This is a genomic window from Mesorhizobium sp. NZP2298, assembly GCF_013170825.1.
Classification (GTDB): Bacteria; Pseudomonadota; Alphaproteobacteria; order Rhizobiales; family Rhizobiaceae; genus Mesorhizobium.
Window position 1 is genome coordinate 5,493,605 of sequence record NZ_CP033365.1, and the last position, 19,639, is coordinate 5,513,243.

At 63.6% G+C, this 19,639-nt stretch carries 21 protein-coding genes; 7 read left to right on the plus strand and 14 right to left on the minus strand.

The annotated features are described in order from the left end of the window. Together EB231_RS26645 and EB231_RS26650 are read right to left on the minus strand one after the other, a co-directional pair. Nucleotides 1-975, minus strand: coding sequence for a hypothetical protein (locus tag EB231_RS26645; RefSeq protein WP_172351425.1), 975 nt, complete (start codon nucleotides 973-975; stop codon nucleotides 1-3). Nucleotides 976-1,119: 144 nt separating this feature from the next. Beyond that, the gene (locus EB231_RS26650) at nucleotides 1,120-1,647 is read right to left on the minus strand and encodes a glycosyltransferase (RefSeq protein WP_172351426.1); all 528 of its coding nucleotides are present in this window, start codon (nucleotides 1,645-1,647) and stop codon (nucleotides 1,120-1,122) included. Between the two features lie 150 nt (nucleotides 1,648-1,797). Between EB231_RS26650 and EB231_RS26655 the strand changes: the two genes are divergently transcribed. Then, the gene (locus tag EB231_RS26655; protein ID WP_172353029.1) at nucleotides 1,798-2,952 is read left to right on the plus strand and encodes a PA0069 family radical SAM protein; all 1,155 of its coding nucleotides are present in this window, start codon (nucleotides 1,798-1,800) and stop codon (nucleotides 2,950-2,952) included. Nucleotides 2,953-3,106: 154 nt separating this feature from the next. Further along, nucleotides 3,107-3,802, plus strand: coding sequence for a ribonuclease HII (locus EB231_RS26660; protein WP_172351427.1), 696 nt, complete (start codon nucleotides 3,107-3,109; stop codon nucleotides 3,800-3,802). 106 nt (nucleotides 3,803-3,908) lie between these two features. Here EB231_RS26660 and EB231_RS26665 read toward each other — a convergent pair whose 3' ends face one another. The 7 genes from EB231_RS26665 to EB231_RS26695 form a co-directional block, all read right to left on the minus strand. Next, the gene (locus tag EB231_RS26665) at nucleotides 3,909-4,400 is read right to left on the minus strand and encodes a F0F1 ATP synthase subunit B (RefSeq protein WP_172351428.1); all 492 of its coding nucleotides are present in this window, start codon (nucleotides 4,398-4,400) and stop codon (nucleotides 3,909-3,911) included. Nucleotides 4,401-4,410: 10 nt separating this feature from the next. Then, the gene (locus EB231_RS26670; RefSeq protein ID WP_172351429.1) at nucleotides 4,411-5,010 is read right to left on the minus strand and encodes a F0F1 ATP synthase subunit B; all 600 of its coding nucleotides are present in this window, start codon (nucleotides 5,008-5,010) and stop codon (nucleotides 4,411-4,413) included. A gap of 62 nt (nucleotides 5,011-5,072) precedes the next feature. Next, the gene (locus EB231_RS26675; RefSeq protein WP_013896722.1) at nucleotides 5,073-5,297 is read right to left on the minus strand and encodes a F0F1 ATP synthase subunit C; all 225 of its coding nucleotides are present in this window, start codon (nucleotides 5,295-5,297) and stop codon (nucleotides 5,073-5,075) included. A gap of 87 nt (nucleotides 5,298-5,384) precedes the next feature. Beyond that, entirely contained in the window at nucleotides 5,385-6,143 is a 759-nt protein-coding gene (locus EB231_RS26680) for a F0F1 ATP synthase subunit A (protein ID WP_172351430.1), read from the minus strand. An 83-nt stretch (nucleotides 6,144-6,226) separates the two neighbouring features. Next, nucleotides 6,227-6,634, minus strand: coding sequence for an AtpZ/AtpI family protein (locus EB231_RS26685; protein WP_172351431.1), 408 nt, complete (start codon nucleotides 6,632-6,634; stop codon nucleotides 6,227-6,229). A 256-nt stretch (nucleotides 6,635-6,890) separates the two neighbouring features. Beyond that, nucleotides 6,891-8,075, minus strand: a complete 1,185-nt coding sequence (locus EB231_RS26690) for a cell wall hydrolase (protein ID WP_172351432.1) — start codon at nucleotides 8,073-8,075, stop codon at nucleotides 6,891-6,893. 145 nt (nucleotides 8,076-8,220) lie between these two features. Continuing rightward, nucleotides 8,221-9,513, minus strand: coding sequence for an MFS transporter (locus EB231_RS26695; protein WP_172351433.1), 1,293 nt, complete (start codon nucleotides 9,511-9,513; stop codon nucleotides 8,221-8,223). A 120-nt stretch (nucleotides 9,514-9,633) separates the two neighbouring features. Here EB231_RS26695 and EB231_RS26700 point away from each other — a divergent pair, with 120 nt between their 5' ends. Continuing rightward, nucleotides 9,634-10,551 (plus strand): LysR substrate-binding domain-containing protein, encoded by a 918-nt coding sequence (locus EB231_RS26700; protein WP_172351434.1) that lies wholly within the window; start codon nucleotides 9,634-9,636, stop codon nucleotides 10,549-10,551. A gap of 17 nt (nucleotides 10,552-10,568) precedes the next feature. Here EB231_RS26700 and der read toward each other — a convergent pair whose 3' ends face one another. Next, nucleotides 10,569-12,008: a ribosome biogenesis GTPase Der gene (gene der / locus EB231_RS26705; RefSeq protein WP_172351435.1), complete on the minus strand. Its 1,440-nt coding sequence runs from the start codon at nucleotides 12,006-12,008 to the stop codon at nucleotides 10,569-10,571. A 63-nt stretch (nucleotides 12,009-12,071) separates the two neighbouring features. Next, nucleotides 12,072-12,737 carry a tetratricopeptide repeat protein gene (locus tag EB231_RS26710; protein ID WP_172351436.1) on the minus strand — a complete coding sequence of 222 codons (666 nt, stop codon included), beginning with the start codon at nucleotides 12,735-12,737 and terminating at the stop codon, nucleotides 12,072-12,074. A 216-nt stretch (nucleotides 12,738-12,953) separates the two neighbouring features. Between EB231_RS26710 and EB231_RS26715 the strand changes: the two genes are divergently transcribed. Next, nucleotides 12,954-13,970, plus strand: a complete 1,017-nt coding sequence (locus tag EB231_RS26715; protein WP_172351437.1) for a polysaccharide deacetylase family protein — start codon at nucleotides 12,954-12,956, stop codon at nucleotides 13,968-13,970. Nucleotides 13,971-14,005: 35 nt separating this feature from the next. Here EB231_RS26715 and sbmA read toward each other — a convergent pair whose 3' ends face one another. The 3 genes from sbmA to EB231_RS26730 all read right to left on the minus strand — a co-directional run bounded on the left by sbmA (nucleotide 14,006) and on the right by EB231_RS26730 (nucleotide 16,877). Beyond that, on the minus strand, nucleotides 14,006-15,265 hold the full coding sequence (gene sbmA, locus EB231_RS26720) for a peptide antibiotic transporter SbmA (protein ID WP_056564147.1): 1,260 nt from the start codon (nucleotides 15,263-15,265) through the stop codon (nucleotides 14,006-14,008). Nucleotides 15,266-15,376: 111 nt separating this feature from the next. Further along, nucleotides 15,377-16,534: a YbfB/YjiJ family MFS transporter gene (locus EB231_RS26725; RefSeq protein WP_172351438.1), complete on the minus strand. Its 1,158-nt coding sequence runs from the start codon at nucleotides 16,532-16,534 to the stop codon at nucleotides 15,377-15,379. Nucleotides 16,535-16,652: 118 nt separating this feature from the next. Beyond that, nucleotides 16,653-16,877: a hypothetical protein gene (locus tag EB231_RS26730; protein WP_172351439.1), complete on the minus strand. Its 225-nt coding sequence runs from the start codon at nucleotides 16,875-16,877 to the stop codon at nucleotides 16,653-16,655. A gap of 96 nt (nucleotides 16,878-16,973) precedes the next feature. On the opposite strand from EB231_RS26730, the gene EB231_RS26735 reads away from it, so the two are divergent. The 3 genes from EB231_RS26735 to EB231_RS26745 are packed head-to-tail and all read left to right on the plus strand — an operon-like array spanning nucleotide 16,974 to nucleotide 19,607. After that, nucleotides 16,974-17,966 carry a LysR substrate-binding domain-containing protein gene (locus EB231_RS26735; protein WP_172351440.1) on the plus strand — a complete coding sequence of 331 codons (993 nt, stop codon included), beginning with the start codon at nucleotides 16,974-16,976 and terminating at the stop codon, nucleotides 17,964-17,966. After that, nucleotides 17,963-19,219: an aminopeptidase gene (locus tag EB231_RS26740; protein ID WP_172351441.1), complete on the plus strand. Its 1,257-nt coding sequence runs from the start codon at nucleotides 17,963-17,965 to the stop codon at nucleotides 19,217-19,219. Before EB231_RS26735 ends, EB231_RS26740 begins: the two co-directional genes overlap by 4 nt. A 25-nt stretch (nucleotides 19,220-19,244) precedes the next feature. Further along, the gene (locus tag EB231_RS26745) at nucleotides 19,245-19,607 is read left to right on the plus strand and encodes a DUF488 domain-containing protein (RefSeq protein WP_172351442.1); all 363 of its coding nucleotides are present in this window, start codon (nucleotides 19,245-19,247) and stop codon (nucleotides 19,605-19,607) included. The last annotated feature ends 32 nt before the right edge of the window (nucleotides 19,608-19,639 follow it).

The following is a 19,639-nucleotide window of genomic DNA, read 5'->3' on the forward strand; positions in this document are numbered from 1 at the left end:
TCAGCGGATGACCGGCTCTCCATGGAAGCGCCGGCGTGACGGGCGCGAAACACCGAAGCCCACCTCCATCATCAGCCTCGGCGTGCGCGCCGGCACGGTGCCCATGTGGAAACCGAACGGGTCCTCGACAAAGCCGAGGCCGGCCTCTCCGGTCAGAGTCACCGGGCTTTGCTCGCCATAGACGTCCAGCACCTCCTGGGCGGGATGGCCGACCAACAGGGTCAGTTGATGCTTCATGGCGCGGCGCCTGTGGCTGCCCCTGACATAGACATGCGGACCGGTGTCGGCGTCGACAGGCCTGAGGTAGAAGAAGAATTTCAGCATGCGCCAGTCATCGAGGTCGAAATGATACTTGCCGAGGGAGGCAAGGTTCTTGTCGGCGTCGGAGGCCGCGCCGGTCGGAAAGCTCCACCAGACGCGTGTGGTGATCAGTTTCGCCTGGCCGCCGAGATAGTGCGCGGCAATGTCGAGCAGCAGCGGATCGCGCTGGATGGCGAGTGCGGCCGGGCAGTCGAGGATGCGCTCGAAATAGTGTCCGCTGAGCAACGAGCGAGCCAGGCGTTTCTCGGCTTGCGCATGCTCGCCCGGCATGAATTCGAGACGACGGTCGAAATTGCCGAAGCAAGGCGTGCGTTCTGCGAAACGCGCGATCTCCTCATGAATTTCCGATGGCAGGACCAGGCCTGAAAACAGGCCGTCGGAGCGCAGCGCGTCGACCACCGCCGCCCGCTCGACACCGGAAAACATCGTATCCCCAACATTGTCGGCAGGACGGGCGCGTTTTGCACCCAGCCAATGCATCCGTCGCCCAGGCATGGTGCGCGCCAGCATGAACATCGGCAGCCAGGCAGGGTTTTCGCGCAGGTCCGTGAGATAGGTCGGAATGCGTACGGCGATGCGCCGCAACAAGCTGCCATTGCGGGCAATGGCCTCGAGACTGGCGGCGCCGGATTTGTCAGGGGTTGAAAGGTTCATCGGATCCTCGTCCATGAGCGCGACCCCGATGCCGCATCGGTGCTCACCACTCGCATGACCCAAACCCAATTCACCACCTCGGGGAGAGGCTAACCCCGTGTCACGTTTTGTGCAATGCACAATAGACAGAGCATATGCAAAAAATCACTTTGGCGAGCGGTGCTGCTGCCTCGGCGGCGCTACCCAGATCTCGGCGTCGAGCCTCTTTGTCGCCAAGCCACGCGCCAGCGCCTCGGCGCTACCGGCGCTTTTCGACAAGGACGCGGCTTGCCGCTTGCTGATCACCAGCCCGTCGGCGAGCGCACGGTTTCCCGAAAAGACCCGAGCCAGGAACGGTGTGCGGCTGCCCCGCGCGCGCGAGAATCGCGCCGCCATGGTTTGCCGCGCCGTGTGGGCGACAACCGCATCGATCCACCCCTCCACCAGCCGCGCGCCCGGCTCCAGCAGCAGCAGCCAGTCACCCTTGGCCTGGCGGATCCCCACGGCAATGCCGCCGCTTGCCACGTACTGGCAGCCGGCATGCTCGGCGACATGATGCGTCTGGTCGGTGGAGCCGGTGTCGCAGACGACGACCTCGCGCACCACGCCCTCGACAGCGCCGCCAATCAGCGAGCTGAGCGTACGGGCGAGAGCCTCCTCGTCATTGCGCGTTTCAATGAGAACACTGAGCATGTTTAGCCGAATAGCGGAAAGCAGCGCACAGCGCCAGTTTTTGCAGCGCAGCATAGAAAGTTCTTGATTTGTTCTCATCGAGAAAATAGGAATAATTTCATGAACCGAGCGATTCGAAACAACATGGACAGTCCCTGGGAGCGGGCCAAGATGGAACCGATCGTGCGCGCCGACATTGCAGCTTTCGGAGCTGGACGAGCCGAGATGGCCAATGCGATGATCGAGCAGAGTGGCATGCGTATCCGTCCGGACCGCAATCGCGGCCGGTCGGCGGGCATCAATCCGTCCGGCCGGTTCGAGCCGGTCAGCCGCCATGTCTTCGATGATGGCTGGGATTCGCTGGAGGAGCTGCCGCCCTTCAAGACCGAAGTGCAGGTTGAAAAGCCGCGTACCATCATCACCCGCAACGAATCGCCTGACATCTCCTTCGACCGGTCGATCAACCCCTATCGCGGCTGCGAACATGGCTGCGTTTATTGCTTCGCACGGCCGACGCACGCCTTCATGGGCCTGTCGCCGGGCTTGGATTTTGAATCCAAGCTGTTCGCCAAGCCGGATGCGGCAAGGTTGCTCAACAAGGAACTGTCGAAGGACGGCTACCAGCCGCGCACCATCGCCATCGGCACCAACACCGACCCTTACCAGCCGATCGAAAAGCAGTACCGGATCATGCGCGAGATCCTCGAAGTGCTGGAAGCGCGTGGCCATCCGGTCGGCATCGTCACCAAGTCCGCATTGGTGACGCGCGATATCGACATCTTGTCGCGCATGGCCGAGCGCGGGCTGGCCAAGGTGGCGCTGTCGGTGACGACAATGGACCGCATGCTGGCGCGCACCATGGAGCCCCGCGCGTCGACGCCGACCAAGCGGCTGGAGGCTATCCGGCAGCTTTCGGATGCCGGCATTCCGGCTTCGGTCATGGTGGCGCCGATCATCCCCGGCCTCACCGACCAGGAGATGGAACGGATCCTCGATTCGGCGCGCGCGGCGGGCGCGCGCGAGGCGGGTTACGTCGTGCTGCGCCTGCCTTTGGAGGTCAGCCCGATCTTCAAGGACTGGCTGCTGCGCCATTATCCCGACCGCTACCGCCACGTGATGTCCCTGATCCGTTCGATGCGCGACGGCAAGGACTACGATTCGGAATGGGGCAAGCGCATGAAGGGCGCCGGACCCTACGCCTGGCAGATCGGTCGCCGCTTCGAGATCACCGCCAAGCGGCTCGGCCTCAATGCTGAGCGGCGCACGCTCCGCACCGACCTGTTCGTCGCGGCCGGAAAGGACCAGGAGCAGTTGATGCTGCTCTGAACGCCCCCTTTCGCCGCCGCCGCTTCATTGCGGTCACGGCAAAGAATCCCGTCCGGCCTGCCCCGGCCTGCAGACGGTGCCCTCCCGGTCCGGCGCCCCACCCGACCCGGAGGGACTTGCGGAGAATCGGAGCCGATGCGAACCTCGCCGCAACATGGCTCGCGCGCGTTCCGATTCTCCGCTTCTCTTCGAAATCGTCGAGAAACCCGATTTCTCCTTCGAGACGAAGGCGATGGCTGACGGGCTATGGCCTGTCGCGGGAATGGATGAGGCCGGTCGCGGCCCGCTGGCCGGGCCGGTGGTCGCGGCCGCGGTGGTGCTCGACCCCGCCAACATCCCCGAAGGCCTCGACGATTCCAAACGTCTCAGTCATTTGCAGCGCGAGGCGCTGTTCCTGCGCATTCTTGGCTCCGCGCAGGCGGTTTCGATGGCGTCGATCAGCGCCGAAGGCATCGATAGCAGCAACATCCTCAAGGCAAGCCTGGAGGCGATGCGGCGCGCGCTGGTCGGGCTGTCGGTCCGCCCGAAACTCGCGCTTGCCGACGGCCGCGATGTGCCGCCCGGGCTGCCGTGCGACGGCCGCGCGTTGATCAAGGGCGACCAGCGCTCGCAGTCGATCGCCGCCGCCTCGATCGTCGCCAAGGTGATGCGCGATCGCATGATGTGCGGCTGCGGCAGCCATCACGACCGCTACGGCTTTGAAGTCCACATGGGCTACGCCACGGCCCGCCACCGCACGGCGATCGAGGCGCATGGCCCCGTCGCACGGCTGCACCGGGTGTCATTCGCGCCGTTCAGGCTGGGCGGGGCTGAAGTGGTTGAAGAAGAGAGCCTGGCCGGGCTGGATTGAGCTGAGCGAGCGATCTCCCCCTCGAGGGATTATCGGTGCTCAATGCGCCCAACAAAAAAGCCGCCAGGTTGCCCGGGCGGCTTCATGTCGGCGGCTCGAGAACCGCTCAGTTCAGCTTGGCCTTCACATCCGCGAGCGAAGCCTTGAACAGGTCGGCGCCGGCCTTGACATCGACCTTGGCGGCCAGCAGCGCGCGGGCGGCTTCGACAGCGATATCGACGGCGCTGGCGCGCACTTCGGCAACCGCATCGCGCTCGGCCTGACCGATCTTCTGCTCGGCAAGCGCGGTGCGCCGAGCGACATAGTCTTCGGACTTCTTATGCGCGTCGGCGGCGAGCATTTCGGCTTCGCGCTTGGCGGCCGCTACGATGTCGGCAGCCTCCTGCTCGGCTTCCTTGCGCTTCTTCTTGTACTGGCCGAGCAGTTGCTGGGCCTCGTCACGCAGCTTGCGGGCTTCGTCGAGCTCGCTGCTGATCCTGGCGGCGCGGGCGTCAAGCGCCTTGGCGATCAGGCCGGGCACCTTGATATAGATGGCGACGCCCAGGAAGATGATCAGGGCAATCGTGGCCCAGAGCGTTGCGAGAGATGTAGCGTCCATGATGCGCTCCTCACCGGGCCACGGATTTGACCGCGGCCGCGACCTCGGCCTTGCTGGCCTTGCCGCCGACCAGGGCCTCGACGATCGCCGAAGCGGTGTCCTCGGCAATGCTGCCGACTTCCTTCATGGCGTTGGCCTTGATGGAAGAAATGCGTGCCTCGGCCTCGCCAAGCTTCTCGTCGAGCGCGGCCTCGATCTTCTTGCGTGCGGTCTCGGCTTCCGTCTTGGCCGCATCGGCGGCCTGCTGGCCGATCGAATTGGCGTTCTTCTTGGCTTCCGCCAGTTCCTGCTCGTAAGCAGCAACAGCGGCGTCGGCCTCGCCCTTCAACTTGCTCGCCTGATCGAGATCCTGGCTGATACGGTCATTGCGCACATCGATGATGCCGCCGACGCGCGGCACCACGACGCGCTTCAGGAAGAGGTAGAACAGCCCAAAAGTGATCGCCAGCCACAGAAGCTGCGACGGGAAGGTCGCAGGATCGAACGGCGGAAATGCGCCATGCGCTTCGGCAGGCACGCCGGTGGCGGAGTGCGTGTCGCCTCCGGTCGCGGCATGGCTGGTATCGGCGGCAGGCGCGGACTCTTGCGCAAAGGCAGATGTCACGAACATGGACTATCCCCAGATATCAGGCCCGCCGCTTGCGCGGCCGGCCTGTCCAATCTTCCCAAAGCTCAGCCGAACAGGGCCAGCAGCGCGATGAGAAGCGAGAAGATGCCCAGAGCTTCGGTCACGGCGAAGCCGAAGATCAGGCGGCCGAACTGGCCGTCAGCAGCCGACGGGTTGCGCAGCGCGCCCGAGAGGTAGCTGCCGAAGATGTTGCCCAGGCCAATGCCCGCGCCACCCATGCCCAGGCAAGCGATGCCGGCGCCGATGTACTTTGCTGCTTCTGCGTCCATTTGTTCAACTCCTTTGGATCTGAAAATTCCGTTGGTATTCCATCCGGCGCCAGAGTTGGAAACTCGTAAGGCCGGAAACTCTTGGGCCTAGTGCCCGGGATGCAGGGCGTCGTTGAGATACATGCAGGTCAACACCGCGAAGACGTACGCCTGCAGGAAGGCGACCAGCAATTCAAGCGCCGTCAGCGCCACCGCCATGGCCAGCGGCAGGATCGAGCCCGCGACGCCGACCGCGCCGAGCGCGGAGAGGCTGACGACGAAGCCCGAGAACACCTTCAGCGTGATGTGGCCGGCCAGCATGTTGGCGAACAGACGAACCGAGAGGCTGACCGGGCGCGACACGAAGGAGATGACTTCGATCAGCACCACCAGCGGCAGCAGGAACACCGGCACGCCATGCGGCACGAACAGCTTCAGGAAACCGAGACCGTGCTTCATGAAGCCGTAGACCACCACGGTTCCGATCACCAGGGCGGCGAGGCCGAAGGTGACGATGATGTGGCTGGTGACGGTGAAGAAATAGGGGAAAAGGCCGAGCAGGTTGGCGACCAGCACGAACATGAACAGCGAGAACACGAAGGGGAAGAACTTCATGCCCTGCGTGCCGGCGGCATCGCGCAACATGTTGCCGACGAACTCGTAGGCCATTTCGGAGATCGACTGCAGCCGGCCGGGAACCAGGCTGCGGCTCGACGTCGTCAGGAACAGGAACGCGGCCGCGACAACCACGGTCGCGACCATGAACAGTGCCGAATTTGTGAAGGACAGGTCGTAGCCGCCGATGTTAATCGGAACCAGCTTGATGATATGGAACTGGTGGATCGGATCGACCTTGTCAGCTGCCACGTTCTAACCCCGTCAATGCCGCGTACGGCCAAATTACCATTGCCGCACGAGGCGGCTATTTCCAAATGCCGCCTGAAGGGCGGTCATTTGCTGTCGTCCCGGCCAGAGCGCGATTTATCGCCCTGTCCGAATTCTGCCACAACGCCCGCGGAACGCATGACATTGAGCACGCCGGCGCCAAAACCAAGCAGCAGGAAAACGATCAGACCCCACGGCGATGTCCCCGCCATACGGTCGATGATCCAGCCGATACCGGCGCCCACCACCACGCCAGCGATAAATTCACTGGAGAGTTTGACCGCCTGGCCATATCCGGCCGCACTGCCCGCTTTCGCGTCGTCTTTCCCCTCGAGCCGGTTCGGCAGCCTTGTCGCAAGCGATGCTTCAAGTTCACGCCGACGTCGCTCAAGATCGTCGTCGCGGATGCCGGTTTCATGCTGATTGCCGCGGCCGGTTTCTCCGGTTCCGTCTGGCCTGCTTTTATCGGCCATCGCAACCCCCCTGCCCGGTCAGACCGTCACCGTCCGTCCGCTTCTAAAGTCGCCGGCAACATAGTTAGAGGGTTTGCGCCCGTCAAGCCACGGGCGGAAGATCATTGCCATGTATTTTAGGCAATAAAATCAAAGAATTAGTAAGGTGCGACATCGTGCCCGCCGCGACGACGGGGATGCGTCGCGCGAATCCCCCGGACAATGGCTCCTCAATCGAGCCCGTAGCCGGCGGAAAAGACCAGCGGCCGACAGGCCTTCAGCTCCACCCGCCGCCATAGGTGCGGTAGAAGATATGCAAGCCGATCTTGGTCATCTTCTGCATCGTGCGCGCCCATCCCGGATGGACATATTGGGCATAGTAGTGGGTCGACGATCCGACCTCCGGGATGAATATCTTGCCGGCGGTGACGGCCATGGCGATGTCCTGCGCGGTCTTGTAGGCGACCGGGCTGTCGATGCGCTTCCTCCTGCCGTCGCAAGCGAAGGAGAACTGGCAACGGTTGAACCAGCTGTCGTTCTGGTAAACGACGCCGCAGATCGAATTGGGGTAGGCCGGATTGCGGACGCGATTGAGGATGACCTGGGCAACGGCAGCCTGGCCGCGCACGGACTCGCTCCTCGCCTCGAAATAGATGCCGTTGGCCAGGCATGCCTGCTCCTTCTTGGAGAAGACACTCTCAGGCAGCGGATTCTGGATCCACCAATGGTCACCCTTGGCCATCGGCGGAATGAAGCGGCCACTGTTGGGCTGCTCGTCCTGGAGGAGGGCTTCGAAGGGCGAGGCCTTGGCATAGTCCGGCTCGGATTGCGCATAAGCCGTTGCCAGCACATCCGGATGATCGTTGTTGACGAGGGCCGCAAGCATGGCCGGCACGCCGGGATCCGGCTTCTTGTCCTCACGCGCATGGAATTCCGCGGCGATCTGGATTTCCTTGCCTTTGATCTGGGGCTTGGCAAATGCCATTTTCAGATCGCTGTCCATGCTCGGCCGCATCAAGGATGAGGTCCGCTGGAAGATCGAACCGGCGTTGAAGTTCTTCGGCGGTGCAACAGGAGACACCTGGACGATGCGGCCCTTCTTGTCGGCGCGCATGACGCGATCCTCGTCGGGCGAGCCGCTGACCTTGCCGCCCTTGCCGCGAAACGAGACAGAGCCGACGCCCGCCAGGTGAATACCCGATCCGGAGATCGAGCCAGTGACATCGGAATCGACGAACGGCATCTCGGCGGCATGCACCGAACCGGCGACGGATCTCTCGACATAGGAATTCCAGCGCGCGGTCGGCGATTCGAGGCCGGAAACCAGACTGGTCATGTCCTGGTAGGCAGCGACGGTCGGGAAACCGATCCAGATGCCGAGGCCGATGATGAGCGGAGACACAAAATTGCGCTTCTTCTCACCGGCGGCGGCAGCAAGCCGCTTCAAGACGCGTCGATGCACGGAACTCTCTCCAGGAACGCTACTGACCCCACTGGAGAGCAAAATGATGCATTAACCTTGATGGGACGTTAACGGGATCGATCGGGTTTTCTCAGTCGGCTCAAGGTCGTGGTTTCGAAGTCGGGCGGTTTTGCGGCGGGAGCATTCAGGCCGGCCGCAGGAAAATCGGCCATGCGATGAGCGCGCAGATGGCGGCCGACAGCCAGACGCCGGACCATGACCAGAGGTGCAGCAGCCCGGGAATGGCCACCGGCACCAGGAAGAAGCCAACGAAAACAAAGGTGTTGGCCAGACTGAGCGCGGTTCCGACATGGCCGGCGCCGGCAAGCGTGGCAAGCTCGGTGTAGGCAACACCATGCCAGGCGGAGACCGAGATGCCTGCGGCAATCAGCACTAGGGGAAGAACAGCGATCAGGAAGGACTGGCCGCCCGGCATGGCGGGGCTGGCCAGGACCAATACCCAGAGCACCACGAAGGCAAGCGCGCTGAACGCGCTGCATCTGCGAAGGAACTGACGGCGATTGCCGTGGCGGTCGGTGAAGCGGCCGCTCCAGACGCGCATGACCATGGCGCCGATCTGCACGGCTGCCAAGCTCGCACTGATCGCGGCGGTTCCCAGCCCTGCGAAGTCGTGCAGAAACACAGACGCGAAAGTGAGCACCGCCACCTGCGGGAAGCAGAGCAAGCCGATAGCGGTGGCGATGCGCCAGACCTCGAGGTTGCGCAGCGGCGCCGATCCGGCCGTGGTCGGCGAAACGACGTGATCCACGGTCGGCGGCTCGTGCAGCCAACGCCAGGCGAACAGGGCGGAGATAGCGGATGTGCCGGCCAGGAGCCCGAACACCGCGGAAAAGCCGAAAACCAGGGCGAGCGACGGCAGGACAAGCGCGCCCAGGCCACCACCAAGCGGCACCGCCGTCTGACGGATGCTCATGGCAAAGCCACGTTCATTTTCCCGGAACCAGCCCATGATGGCACGGCCGCTCGAGCCGTTGACGCTGCCGCCCAGCAATCCGGTGACGAGCAGGCTTGCCGACAGGAGCGTGATATCGGGAACGCCTGACCTCGTCGGCACGACGAGCACGGCCATGGCAAGCAGCCAGGCCGCCGTCGCCCCAAGTCCGATCAGAAGCACGCGGCGATCGCCCCAGCGATCGGTGAGCAAGCCCCAGGGCAATTCGCTGAGCGCAACGCCCAGTCCGAGGAGGCCAAGCGCCAGGCCAAGCTCGGCATTGCTCAGGTGATAGCCCTGACGAAGCACGACGGCCGTTGCCGGTATGCCGGAGAAGGTGGCCGAGAAACTGGCGTTCGCGGCGACACCGATGCCCAGGACCTTCCAGCGATGGCCAGGGCTGAACACCCTTCCGGTGGAGCCGGCAGCCCTGTCTTGCAGGATTTGTGTTGGCTTTTGGTCGGTGCAGTCAACGATGGCGGACATGATTTCATTCCCATGGGAATCCAGTCGCCTGGACCTTGACCCCATCTCTCTATCGCCATAAATCCGTCCTAAAAATCAGGAAGTTTTTGACTATCAATCCTGAAAAGCAGGATATTTCTTATGCAACGCGTGACCTTCGACCTCGACGTTCTCCGCAGTTTCGTCACCGGCATGGAGCTCGGCAGCTTTGCCAAGGCCGCCGACCGGCTTGGCCGCTCGACCTCGGCGGTCAGCGCGCAGTTGAAGAAGCTGGAAGAGCAGGCAGCGACGCCGATCTTCCGCAAATCGGGGCGCGGCCTCGCCTTGACGGAGGCCGGCGAGACCATGCTCGGCTATGCGCGCCGGCTGATCGAGCTGAATGACGAGGCGGTGGCGGCAATCCATGATGTCGAGCTGGAGGGCTGGGTGCGGCTCGGCCTGCAGGAGGATTTCGGCGAGGCGGTGCTGCCGGATGTGCTCGGCCGCTTCGCCCGTGCCCACCCCAAGGTGAAGATCGAGGCCAGGATCGCGCGCAGCTTCGAACTCGCCGACAAGATCACGTCAGGCAGTCTCGATATCGCGCTTGCCTGGCACAATGGCACGATGCTGCCCTATAGCGAGCACGTCGCCGACGTTCCAATGCGCTGGATCGGTCCGACCAAGCGCATCGAGACCAGCCTGCGCGACGGCGAGCCGCTGCCGCTGGTGGCACTCGAAGCGCCATGCCTGCTGCGCACAGTGGCGACGGAAACGCTCGACCGCGCCGGATTGCCATGGCGCATGGCCTTCTCCAGCCCGAGCCTTGGCGGCATATGGGCGGCCGTGGCCGCGGGGCTGGGGTTGACGATCCGCACCGACATTGGCCTGCCGGCCAGCGTCAGCGCGATGAAGCCGGAGATTGCCGGCCTGCCGGGGCTGCCCAAGATGGCTCTGTACCTGCATCGCCGGGATGCCGAACTCGAGCCGGTGGCGGCGCGCCTCGCCGATATACTGCTGGAGGCGGCGCGACAGGCACTACCCGACAATGCGCGGACTGCCGGCCTACGCGCCGTGGCCTGATCGGACGAGCGCCAGGCTCAGCCGCGTTTCTTGGCCCGGCCGGCGAACGGGTTGTCCGAGGTTCGCAGCGCGATGCGGATCGGCACGCCCGGCATGTCGAACGCTTCGCGCAGGCTGTTGGAGAGATAACGCACATAGGATTGCGGCATCGCATCCGGGCGCGAGCACTGGACCACGAAGCCCGGCGGCCGCGTCTTGGCCTGCGTGACATATTTGACCTTCAGCCGGCGCCCGGCAACGGCGGGCGGCGGATGATGCGCCAGGATGGCTTCAAGCCAGCGGTTGAGCTTGCCGGTCGAGACGCGGCTGTTCCAGACCTTGTGGGTCCTCAGCACCGCGTCCATCAGCTTGTCGAGGCCGCGCCCTGTCTCGGCCGAGACCGGAACGGCCTGGATGCCGCGTACCTGCGGCAGCAGCCGCTCGGTCTTTTCGCGCAGTTCCGCCAGAAGTTCCTGCGGATGATCGATCAGATCCCATTTGTTGAAAGCGATCACCGGCGCCCTGCCCTCGCGGATGATCAGGTCGGCGATCTGCAGATCCTGCTTCTCGAAGGGGATCGTGGCGTCGAGCACGATGATGACGATCTCGGCGAAACGGATGGCGCGCAAGCCGTCCTGCACCGACATCACTTCCAGCTTTTCGTGGATCCTGGCCTTGCGGCGCATGCCGGCCGTATCGAACAATTTCAGCCGGCGGCCATGCCAATCCCAGTCGACCGAGATGGAATCGCGGGTGATGCCGGCTTCCGGTCCTGTCAGCAGCCGCTCCTCGCCGATCAGCGCATTGATCAGCGTCGACTTGCCGGCATTCGGACGGCCGACGACGGCGATGCGCATCGGCTTGGTGTCGTCGTAAGTGTGCGTATCCTCGGCGTCGGGATCGGCAATGTCCTCGCCGATCAGCACCTCGGTGGCGGCGATCTCGTCGTCTTCGCCCTCTTCCTCCTCACCAAAGGCGCGCGCCTCGCCGAGTGCCGCGATCACCGCGTCGCGCAGATCGGGCATGCCCTGGCCATGTTCGGCCGAAACCGGGATCGGCTCGCCAAGGCCGAGTTCCCAGGCTTCCAACATGCCGCCCTGGGCGCCTTTCGCCTCGGCCTTGTTGGCGACCAGAACGACCGGCTTGCCGGATTTGCGTACGATTTCCGCAAAGGTCCTGTCGTCCGGCAGCAGGCCGGACTTGGCATCGATGGTGAAGAAGATCAGGTCGGCTTCTTGGATGGCGATCTCGGTCTGCGCACGCATGCGGCCAGGCAGGGTCGAGGCGGCGGCATCCTCGAAACCGGCTGTGTCGATGACATCGAAATGCAGGTCGTAGAGCTTGGCGGCGTGGACGCGACGATCGCGGGTGACGCCCGGCGTGTCGTCGACCAGCGCCAGCTTCCTCCCCACCAGCCGATTGAAAAGCGTCGATTTGCCGACGTTAGGTCTGCCGATAATGGCGACTTTGAAGGTCATAAGGTCCTACAATCATGCATGTCGCTATCCCAAAACCGCTGCACACTTTTGGGCGACATGCATTTACGAGGCATTGCCCGAGCCGCGGATCAGCTCGGACATGAGCGTTGCCCGCTCGCGGGTGTTGCGTGGGGCGCCGTCATCGGCGGCGATCTGGTCGAACAGTTTCAGCGCGTCCTGGGTCTTGCCTTCCTTCCAGGCAGCAAGGCCAAGCGCCTCCCGTGCCGTATGGCGCAGTGTGTTGGTGTCCGATGTAAGCGCCTCGACGCGGCTGGAAACGTCGGCGAAGGAGCCGTGATCGACGAGCAGCAACGCTGCCCGCAGCCGCGCCATGTCGCGGATGCCCTGGGGTATGGCGGTGTCGGCGGCGACTTCGTCGAAGTCCTTGACGGCGGCATCGGTGTCGCCCTTGCTCGCCTTGACGGTGGCGGCGCGCATGCGGGCAAGCAGGGGATAGGCGCCGTAGCCATCCTTCTCCAACTGATCGAGCGCGGCCAGCGCCTCGTCGTTCTTGCCGTCATTGGCAAGCTTCAGCGCCTGCGAGAACGCATCGCCCGAGCGGTTGGCGCGCGTCTCGTCCCAATAGCGATAGCCGACGAAAGCAGCGGTGCCGAGCACCACGAGGACCGCAATGACAAGCAAGGCCGGGCCGAAACGGTCCCACAGCGCCTGCGCCTGTTCGCGACGGATCTCGTCATTCACTTCACGGATAAAACTGTCGTCGGACATCAATCAAAACCACTTTTGCCCCGGGCCGGGGCGGTTCATGAGCCCGCGTTTTAGCGAAATTTTGTCGGCATGGAAGGGGTTCGGGCGGAAAATCGCCCATTCCCCAGGGCAAACGGATGTTTGCTCCGGGCAAACGGACAAAATGACCCAATCGCACCCACGCCACATTTCGGGGATAGCCGGCTTGCTGACCGCCCGGAGCCTGTAAGTTTGCCGATGCCTCGTTTGTCTCGCGTTGTTGCGTTCTCTCTTGCCTCGCTCGCCGCTGCCGGCGCGGCTCTGGCCGATCCGCCCGCGCCGCCAATGCCGGCAAAGCCGGCAAAGCCGAAGCAGGTCGTCATCATCTCCTTCGACAGCGCCCGCGACATCTCGCAATGGAAGCGCAGCCGGGCGCTGGCGCAGCGCACCGGCGCGCATTTCACCTATTTTCTCTCCTGCGTCTTCCTGCTGTCGCCGGAGACGCGCAAGGAATACACCGCACCCGGCAAGACATCAGGCAAATCCAACATCGGCTTTGCCGCCTCCAAACAGGAAGTCGCCGAACGGCTCGACCAGATCGGCCTTGCCGCGCATGAAGGCCACGACATTGCCAGCCACGCCTGCGGTCATTTCGACGGCAAGGAATGGAGCAAGGCCGACTGGCTGAAGGAGTTCGCCTCGTTCGAGCACATTCTCGAGAACGCCTATGCGATCAACGGCATCGCGCCTGAACCGCAGGGCTGGCGTGATTTCGCGCGACACGCCGTTGTCGGCTTCCGCGCGCCGTATCTGTCGACGAGCAAGACGCTTTACGAGGCCTTGCCTGCCGCCGGCTACGAATTCGACGCCAGCGGCGTCTCGCAAGGCCCTGCCCTGCCGCCGACCGTCGGCGGCATCACGCGCTTTTCACTGCCGCAGATCCCGGAAGGACCGAAATCACGGCCGGTGATCGCGATGGACTACAATCTGTATGTCAGGCATTCCGGCGGCTTCGAGCGGCCGAGCAAGGCGGGCGAATTCGCCGACCGGACCTATCAGGCGTTTCGCGCCGCGTTCGATACGCAGTATCAGGGCAAGCGCATTCCGCTGGAACTCGGCTTCCATTTCACGCTGATGAATGACGGCGCGTATTGGGACGCGCTGGAGCGCTTTGCCGGCGAGGTCTGCGTGAAGGCCGATGTCGAATGCATCAGTTTTCGCGATTATGTCACGCGGCAAAGCGCTGGCCAGAAGCAGGCAACGGTCGGCGGCTGAGCCGCCAACCCGTTTCGGATCAAACCCAAATCTTCTCAGGCCGGATCTTCGGCGCCATGTCTTGCCAGGTAACGCTGGTCGATCTCGGGCAGTGGCTCACCCAGGAGCGTGGCCTCGAAGGCGCGCAAGCGCTTGTGGACCGACTGAAGCTCGACGATGGTCGACCAGGAGGTCAGCAGAAACTGCAGCGAACCCGTCACCTTACCAAAGGCGTTCGAGATCTGGTTCAGCGCGCCGAACGTTATCTTGTGGGCGACCAGAGACGGACCCAGGATCAGCAGGGAGAAAATATTATCGGCCTGCAGGTAGGTGTACCGGACGACGTTGAAATAGATGTAGTGGAAATAGAGCCTGAAATAATTGTGCCTGACATTGGCGAACAGCTCGGCGGTGGTTGCAGGCTGTGCACGGTCCGCATGATCCTCGCCGTAAACCAGTTCCTTGCGGTAAGCGGCCTCGACGCGCTGGTTACGGAACTGCAGCCCCGGAAGCTTCAGGCCGGCTATCATCACCGAGATCGTTCCGAACAGACACCAGGCCAGTGCCGCGACCACCAGGGGCTGGGGGATCGCGCCGATGATCGGCAACTCGCTGATATGGGCCTGCAACTGGATCATGACCGGCAGGAAGGCGATCAAGGTCATGATCGACTGTACAAAGCTGGAGCCGAGATCTTCCATGATCTGCGAGAACCGCATCGTGTCTTCCTGGATACGCTGCGAGGCACCCTCGATATGGCGCAACCTGGCCCAGTTCTCGATGAAGTAGTTGTTCATCGCCGTGCGCCAACGGAAGATCCAGTGGCTGACGATGAAGGCATTGACCACCTGCACATTCATGCCGACCAGCGCGAGCCATGAGAAGTCGGCCAGTCCGGTATAGAATTCACCGTTGGTCGACTTGCCGGTGCCTGACATCAGCCCTTGCACATAGTCAAAGAACGGCCCGTACCAGGCGTTGACGGCGACGCTGACCTGCACATTGAAATAGATGAAGAACAGGATGACCGCCGTCATCAGGATCGACCAGCGCTGCCAGGGATGCGGCGAATACCAGCTCCAGAACGCGTAGAAGATGGCCACGCAGACCACGAAGTAGATATAGAACCAGAGGAACGGCTTCGACACCAGCACCGCAATGCCGATGATCGGCGGCGCGTCGGCGGCCGCCGCCGGCAGGCCGAAGACGGCGCCCAATTGCTCACCACCGAAAAACCAGAACAGGATCGCCGCAAGGCTCCAGATGGCGGCCGAAGAAAAGAAGAGCTTCGGCTGCGGGAAGAAGGATACGAACACTGGGCGAATTCCTTGCTTTAGGCGCAAATCAGCTGACAACAGCGGGCATAAAGTCACACATTAGGGGGAAAGAAAATGCCTGCCCGATGCCCGGTGCCAGCAAGACCACAATCATGGCGATTTTGGCGCGGCCGACCAGGTGACGGCGCCGGAGACGACCAGCATGGCCGCGGCGAGGAGCGAAGCGAGGAAGAAATCACCTGACATCTGCGCCAAAAAACCGGCAACGATCGGGCCGATGATCTGGCCCAGGCCGAACGACGCCGTCATCAACGCAAAGATGCGCCGGGGCGCCTTTGGCGCCTGCTGGCGTGCGGCCTGCAAGCCAAGCGCGGTGATGGCGATGAAGGTGCCGCCGAGCAGCAGGCCGCCGAGCAGCGGCCCCGTATATCCGCCAAGCGCCACGCTGGCGGTGACGCCGATCACTTCTATGAAACATGCGAGCGCATAGGCGGCGTAGAGGCCAATCCGCGCGGCGATCTTCTGCCACAGCCACGTCGAGGGAAAACCGGCAAGGCCGGCGACCAGCCACACCATGGCCTCGAAGACGCGGCTGCCGCCGCCCTGGCGGACGATGGCGACCAGGAATGTCGCGGTCACCACATAGCCAAAACCGAACAGGCCGTAGGCGACGATGATCTTCATCAGCGACCGGGCTTTCGGCAGGGCCGGCTCACGGGCGGCTTCGCCGTTGACAAGCGGGCCCTCGTTCGCCAGCAGCGCCACGACGACCAAGCCGCAAGCCGAAATCAGAGCCGACCACAACCAGCCCGCCGCCCAGCCGGCATGTTCAGTGACCAGCACCGCCATCATCACCGCCGAGATCGCCATGCCGAGCCCGACACCGCCGAAATGCCAGGCCTGCAGGTCGCCACGACCGGCGGCATTGATATGGCTGAAAACGATGCTGGCCATGAAGACCATGACGAAGGCGCTGGCCAGACCCGCCAGAAAGCGGATGAGGAGAAAGGCGGGCATGGCGTCGGTCAGCCCCATCAGCGCGGCCAGGACAGTGCTGGCGCCAAGAGCCGCCAACATCAGCAGACGTTCCCGGCCATGCGCCCAACCACCGGCCGCGGCAAACGCACCGACGAGATAGCCGAGATAATTGGCCGAAGCTATCCACCCGGCATTGGCCGGCGACAGATGCAGCTCTTCCATCATGCCGGGCAGGATCGGCGTGTAGACGAAGCGGCCGATGCCCATGGCGACGGCCAGCGCGATCATGCCGGCGACGGTGAAGCGAAGCGCTGCTGAGGTCGATTTCATTGCGGCGCACAATAAATGCCGGCGCCGCCGAAACAACCGCATTTCGTTGGGCCAATACGACCGCCAATGCGCCACGCTTTGTCCGACATTTCCTCAAGCCGGACCGCGCGGCCTCGGCTCAGCGGCGTTCACCCAAACCGGCAGGGGGTGAGCAGGTCTCGTGCTCGGTTAGCCGTGCCGTCAGCCTGAACGGCATGTCGCCGAGTTCGCGCTCCGACATGGTGTTCAGCACAGGATGTGAAAGCGGATCTGTCAGCCATCCCTGTGCCTCGCTCCCTGAGTGAGGCACGCATGAGGCATTCGCGGCGAACATGCCCCTCAGCGACGACACCATCCTCAGCATTTCCGGCTCCGCGGGTCTGTCTCCCATCAACAAAGTCTGCCGTTCCGATGTGAGTTTCAATTGAGATTTCGGCCGGACCAGTTTAGAAAATCTCAAATGGCCATGCTCAATCGCGTTCATCTCAACGGCCTTCGGGCCGTCGAAACGGTTGCCCGTCTCGGCTCGCTTGCAGCGGCCGCCGGCGAGCTCAACGTTTCCGCCAGCGCCGTCAGCCAGCAGATAAGCCGCACCGAAAAACAGCTCGGCCAGGCGCTGTTCGAGCGCACGGCCAGCGGTCTCGTGCTGACCGAATTCGGCGCCGTGTTCGCAACCCGCCTTGGCGCTGGATTTCGCGAGCTCACCCAGGCCGTGGCGCTGGCAGACGAAACGACCCAATGCACCCTGGTGGTTTCGGTGGCGCCGGCCTTTGCCTCGAAATGGCTGCTGCCGCGACTGTCGCGCCACTTCGACCGGCATCCCAATGTGCTGCTGCGCATCGACGCCTCGGTGCGGCTGGCCAATCTGGATCATTCCGACATCGACATCGCCATCCGGCTTGGCGACGGCAAATGGCCTGGCGGGCGCGCGGAACTGCTTCTGGCGCAGGAAGTTTTCCCGGTCTGCGCACCCGGCATCGCCAGGAAATTGAGCTCGATCGAGGACCTTGCCCAGACCTGCGCCATCACCGACGAGCGGGCGATGATCAACTGGGACAGCTGGTTCGCCGCCGCCGGTGTTGCGCCCGTCACCTTCCAGAAGGGCGCCCGCTTCACCGATCCGATGCTATGCCTGGACTCGGCGATTGCCGGCCATGGCGTGATGCTGGGCTGGCAGTTGCTGACGGCGGATGCGCTGGCCGATGGACGGCTGGTGGCGCCGTTCGGAATCCGTGCCCAGAGCGGGCTCGGTTACTGGCTGGTGACCTCGTCGACGAAGGCGGAAAGCCGCAAGGTTCGGGACTTCAAGATCTGGATCAAGGAAGAGATCGAGGCGACGATGGCGCAATTCAGATCGGCGACTACAGATCCCGGCGGCGCGATCGCGGTGGAAAGCACCGCGTCCCCGGTCTATGTAGAGTCGGATATCCAACTACGGCAGGCAGGATCATGACCACACATTCGCGCGGCGTTTCCGCAACGATCGACCCGGTGAAGCTCGACAGGCTGGCGGAAGTCGCCATCAAGGTCGGGCTGCAATTGCAGCCGGGACAGGATCTGGTGCTGACCTCGTCGATCGCGGCCCTGCCGCTGACCAGGCGCATCGTCGAACACGCCTACAAGGCCGGCGCCGGGCTGGTGACGCCGATCTTCAACGACGACGAGATGACGCTGGCGCGCTACCGCTTCGGCGCCGACGCCGGTTTCGACCACGCCGCCGGCTGGCTCTATGAAGGCATGGCGAAGGCCTTTTCCAACAATGCGGCCAGGCTTGCCGTGCGCGGCGAGGATCCCTCGCTGCTGTCGGCGCAGGACCCGGCGAAAGTGGCGCGCGCCAACAAGGCGAATTCCATGGCCTACCAGCCGGCGCTGGAAAAGATCACCGGCTTCGACATCAACTGGAACATCGTCGCCTATCCGGACCTCGCATGGGCCAAGCAGGTTTTTCCCGGCGATGCCGACGATGTCGCCGTGGTCAAGCTCGCCGATGCCATCTTCGCCGCCTCGCGAGTGGATGTGGAGGACCCGATCGGCAACTGGAAGGCGCACAATGCCGCTCTGCGCGGCCGCACCGAATGGCTGAACGGCCATAATTTCCACGCGCTGCATTTCACCGGACCGGGCACCGACCTCACGGTCGGACTGGCGGACGGCCATGAATGGATGGGCGGCGCCTCGACCGCCAAGAACGGCATCACCTGCAATCCCAACATCCCGACCGAGGAGGTCTTCACCACGCCGCATGCCAGGCGGGTCGAGGGCCATGTCTCCTCGACCAAGCCACTCTCCTACCAGGGCACGCTGATCGACGAGATCTCGGTGCGGTTCGAGGGCGGACGGATTGTCGAAGCCAAGGCTTCGAAGGGGGAGGATGTGCTTAAGAAAGTGCTCGACACCGACGAGGGATCGCGCCGTCTGGGCGAAGTCGCGCTGGTGCCGCATTCCTCGCCGATCTCGGCCAGCGGCCTGTTGTTCTTCAACACGCTGTTCGACGAGAACGCCGCCTGCCACATCGCGCTCGGCCAATGCTATTCCAAGTGCTTCGTCAACGGCGCCTCGCTCAGCCAGGACGAGATCGCGGCCCGCGGTGGCAACAAGAGCTTCATCCACATCGACTGGATGATCGGTTCGGACAAGATCGACATAGACGGCGTCCACAAGGACGGCAGCCGCGTGGCGGTCATGCGCAAGGGCGAGTGGGCCTGACGGCTTGCCAGCCTGCGAGGGCGGGATGACTTTCGATATCGCGGTCAAGCGCATCTACGAAGCACCCGACAAGGCCGATGGCCAACGGGTGCTGGTCGATCGCATCTGGCCGCGCGGCGTCAGCAAGGAGCATGCCGCGCTGGCGCTGTGGCTGAAAGAGATCGCGCCGAGCGATGATCTGCGCAAGTGGTTCGGGCACAAGCCCGAACTCTGGAAGGAGTTTCAGAAGCGGTATCGGGCTGAGCTCGATGAGAATGAAGAGGCGGTGGCGCGACTGCGCGGACTGCTCCGCCACGGCAAGGTGACGCTGCTCTACGGCGCGCATGACGAAGCGCACAACAATGCGGTGGCGCTGGCGGGCTATCTCAGCGCGGGCGCTCGCAACTAGCCACCGTTGGCCACAGCTTCGTCATCAGCTCC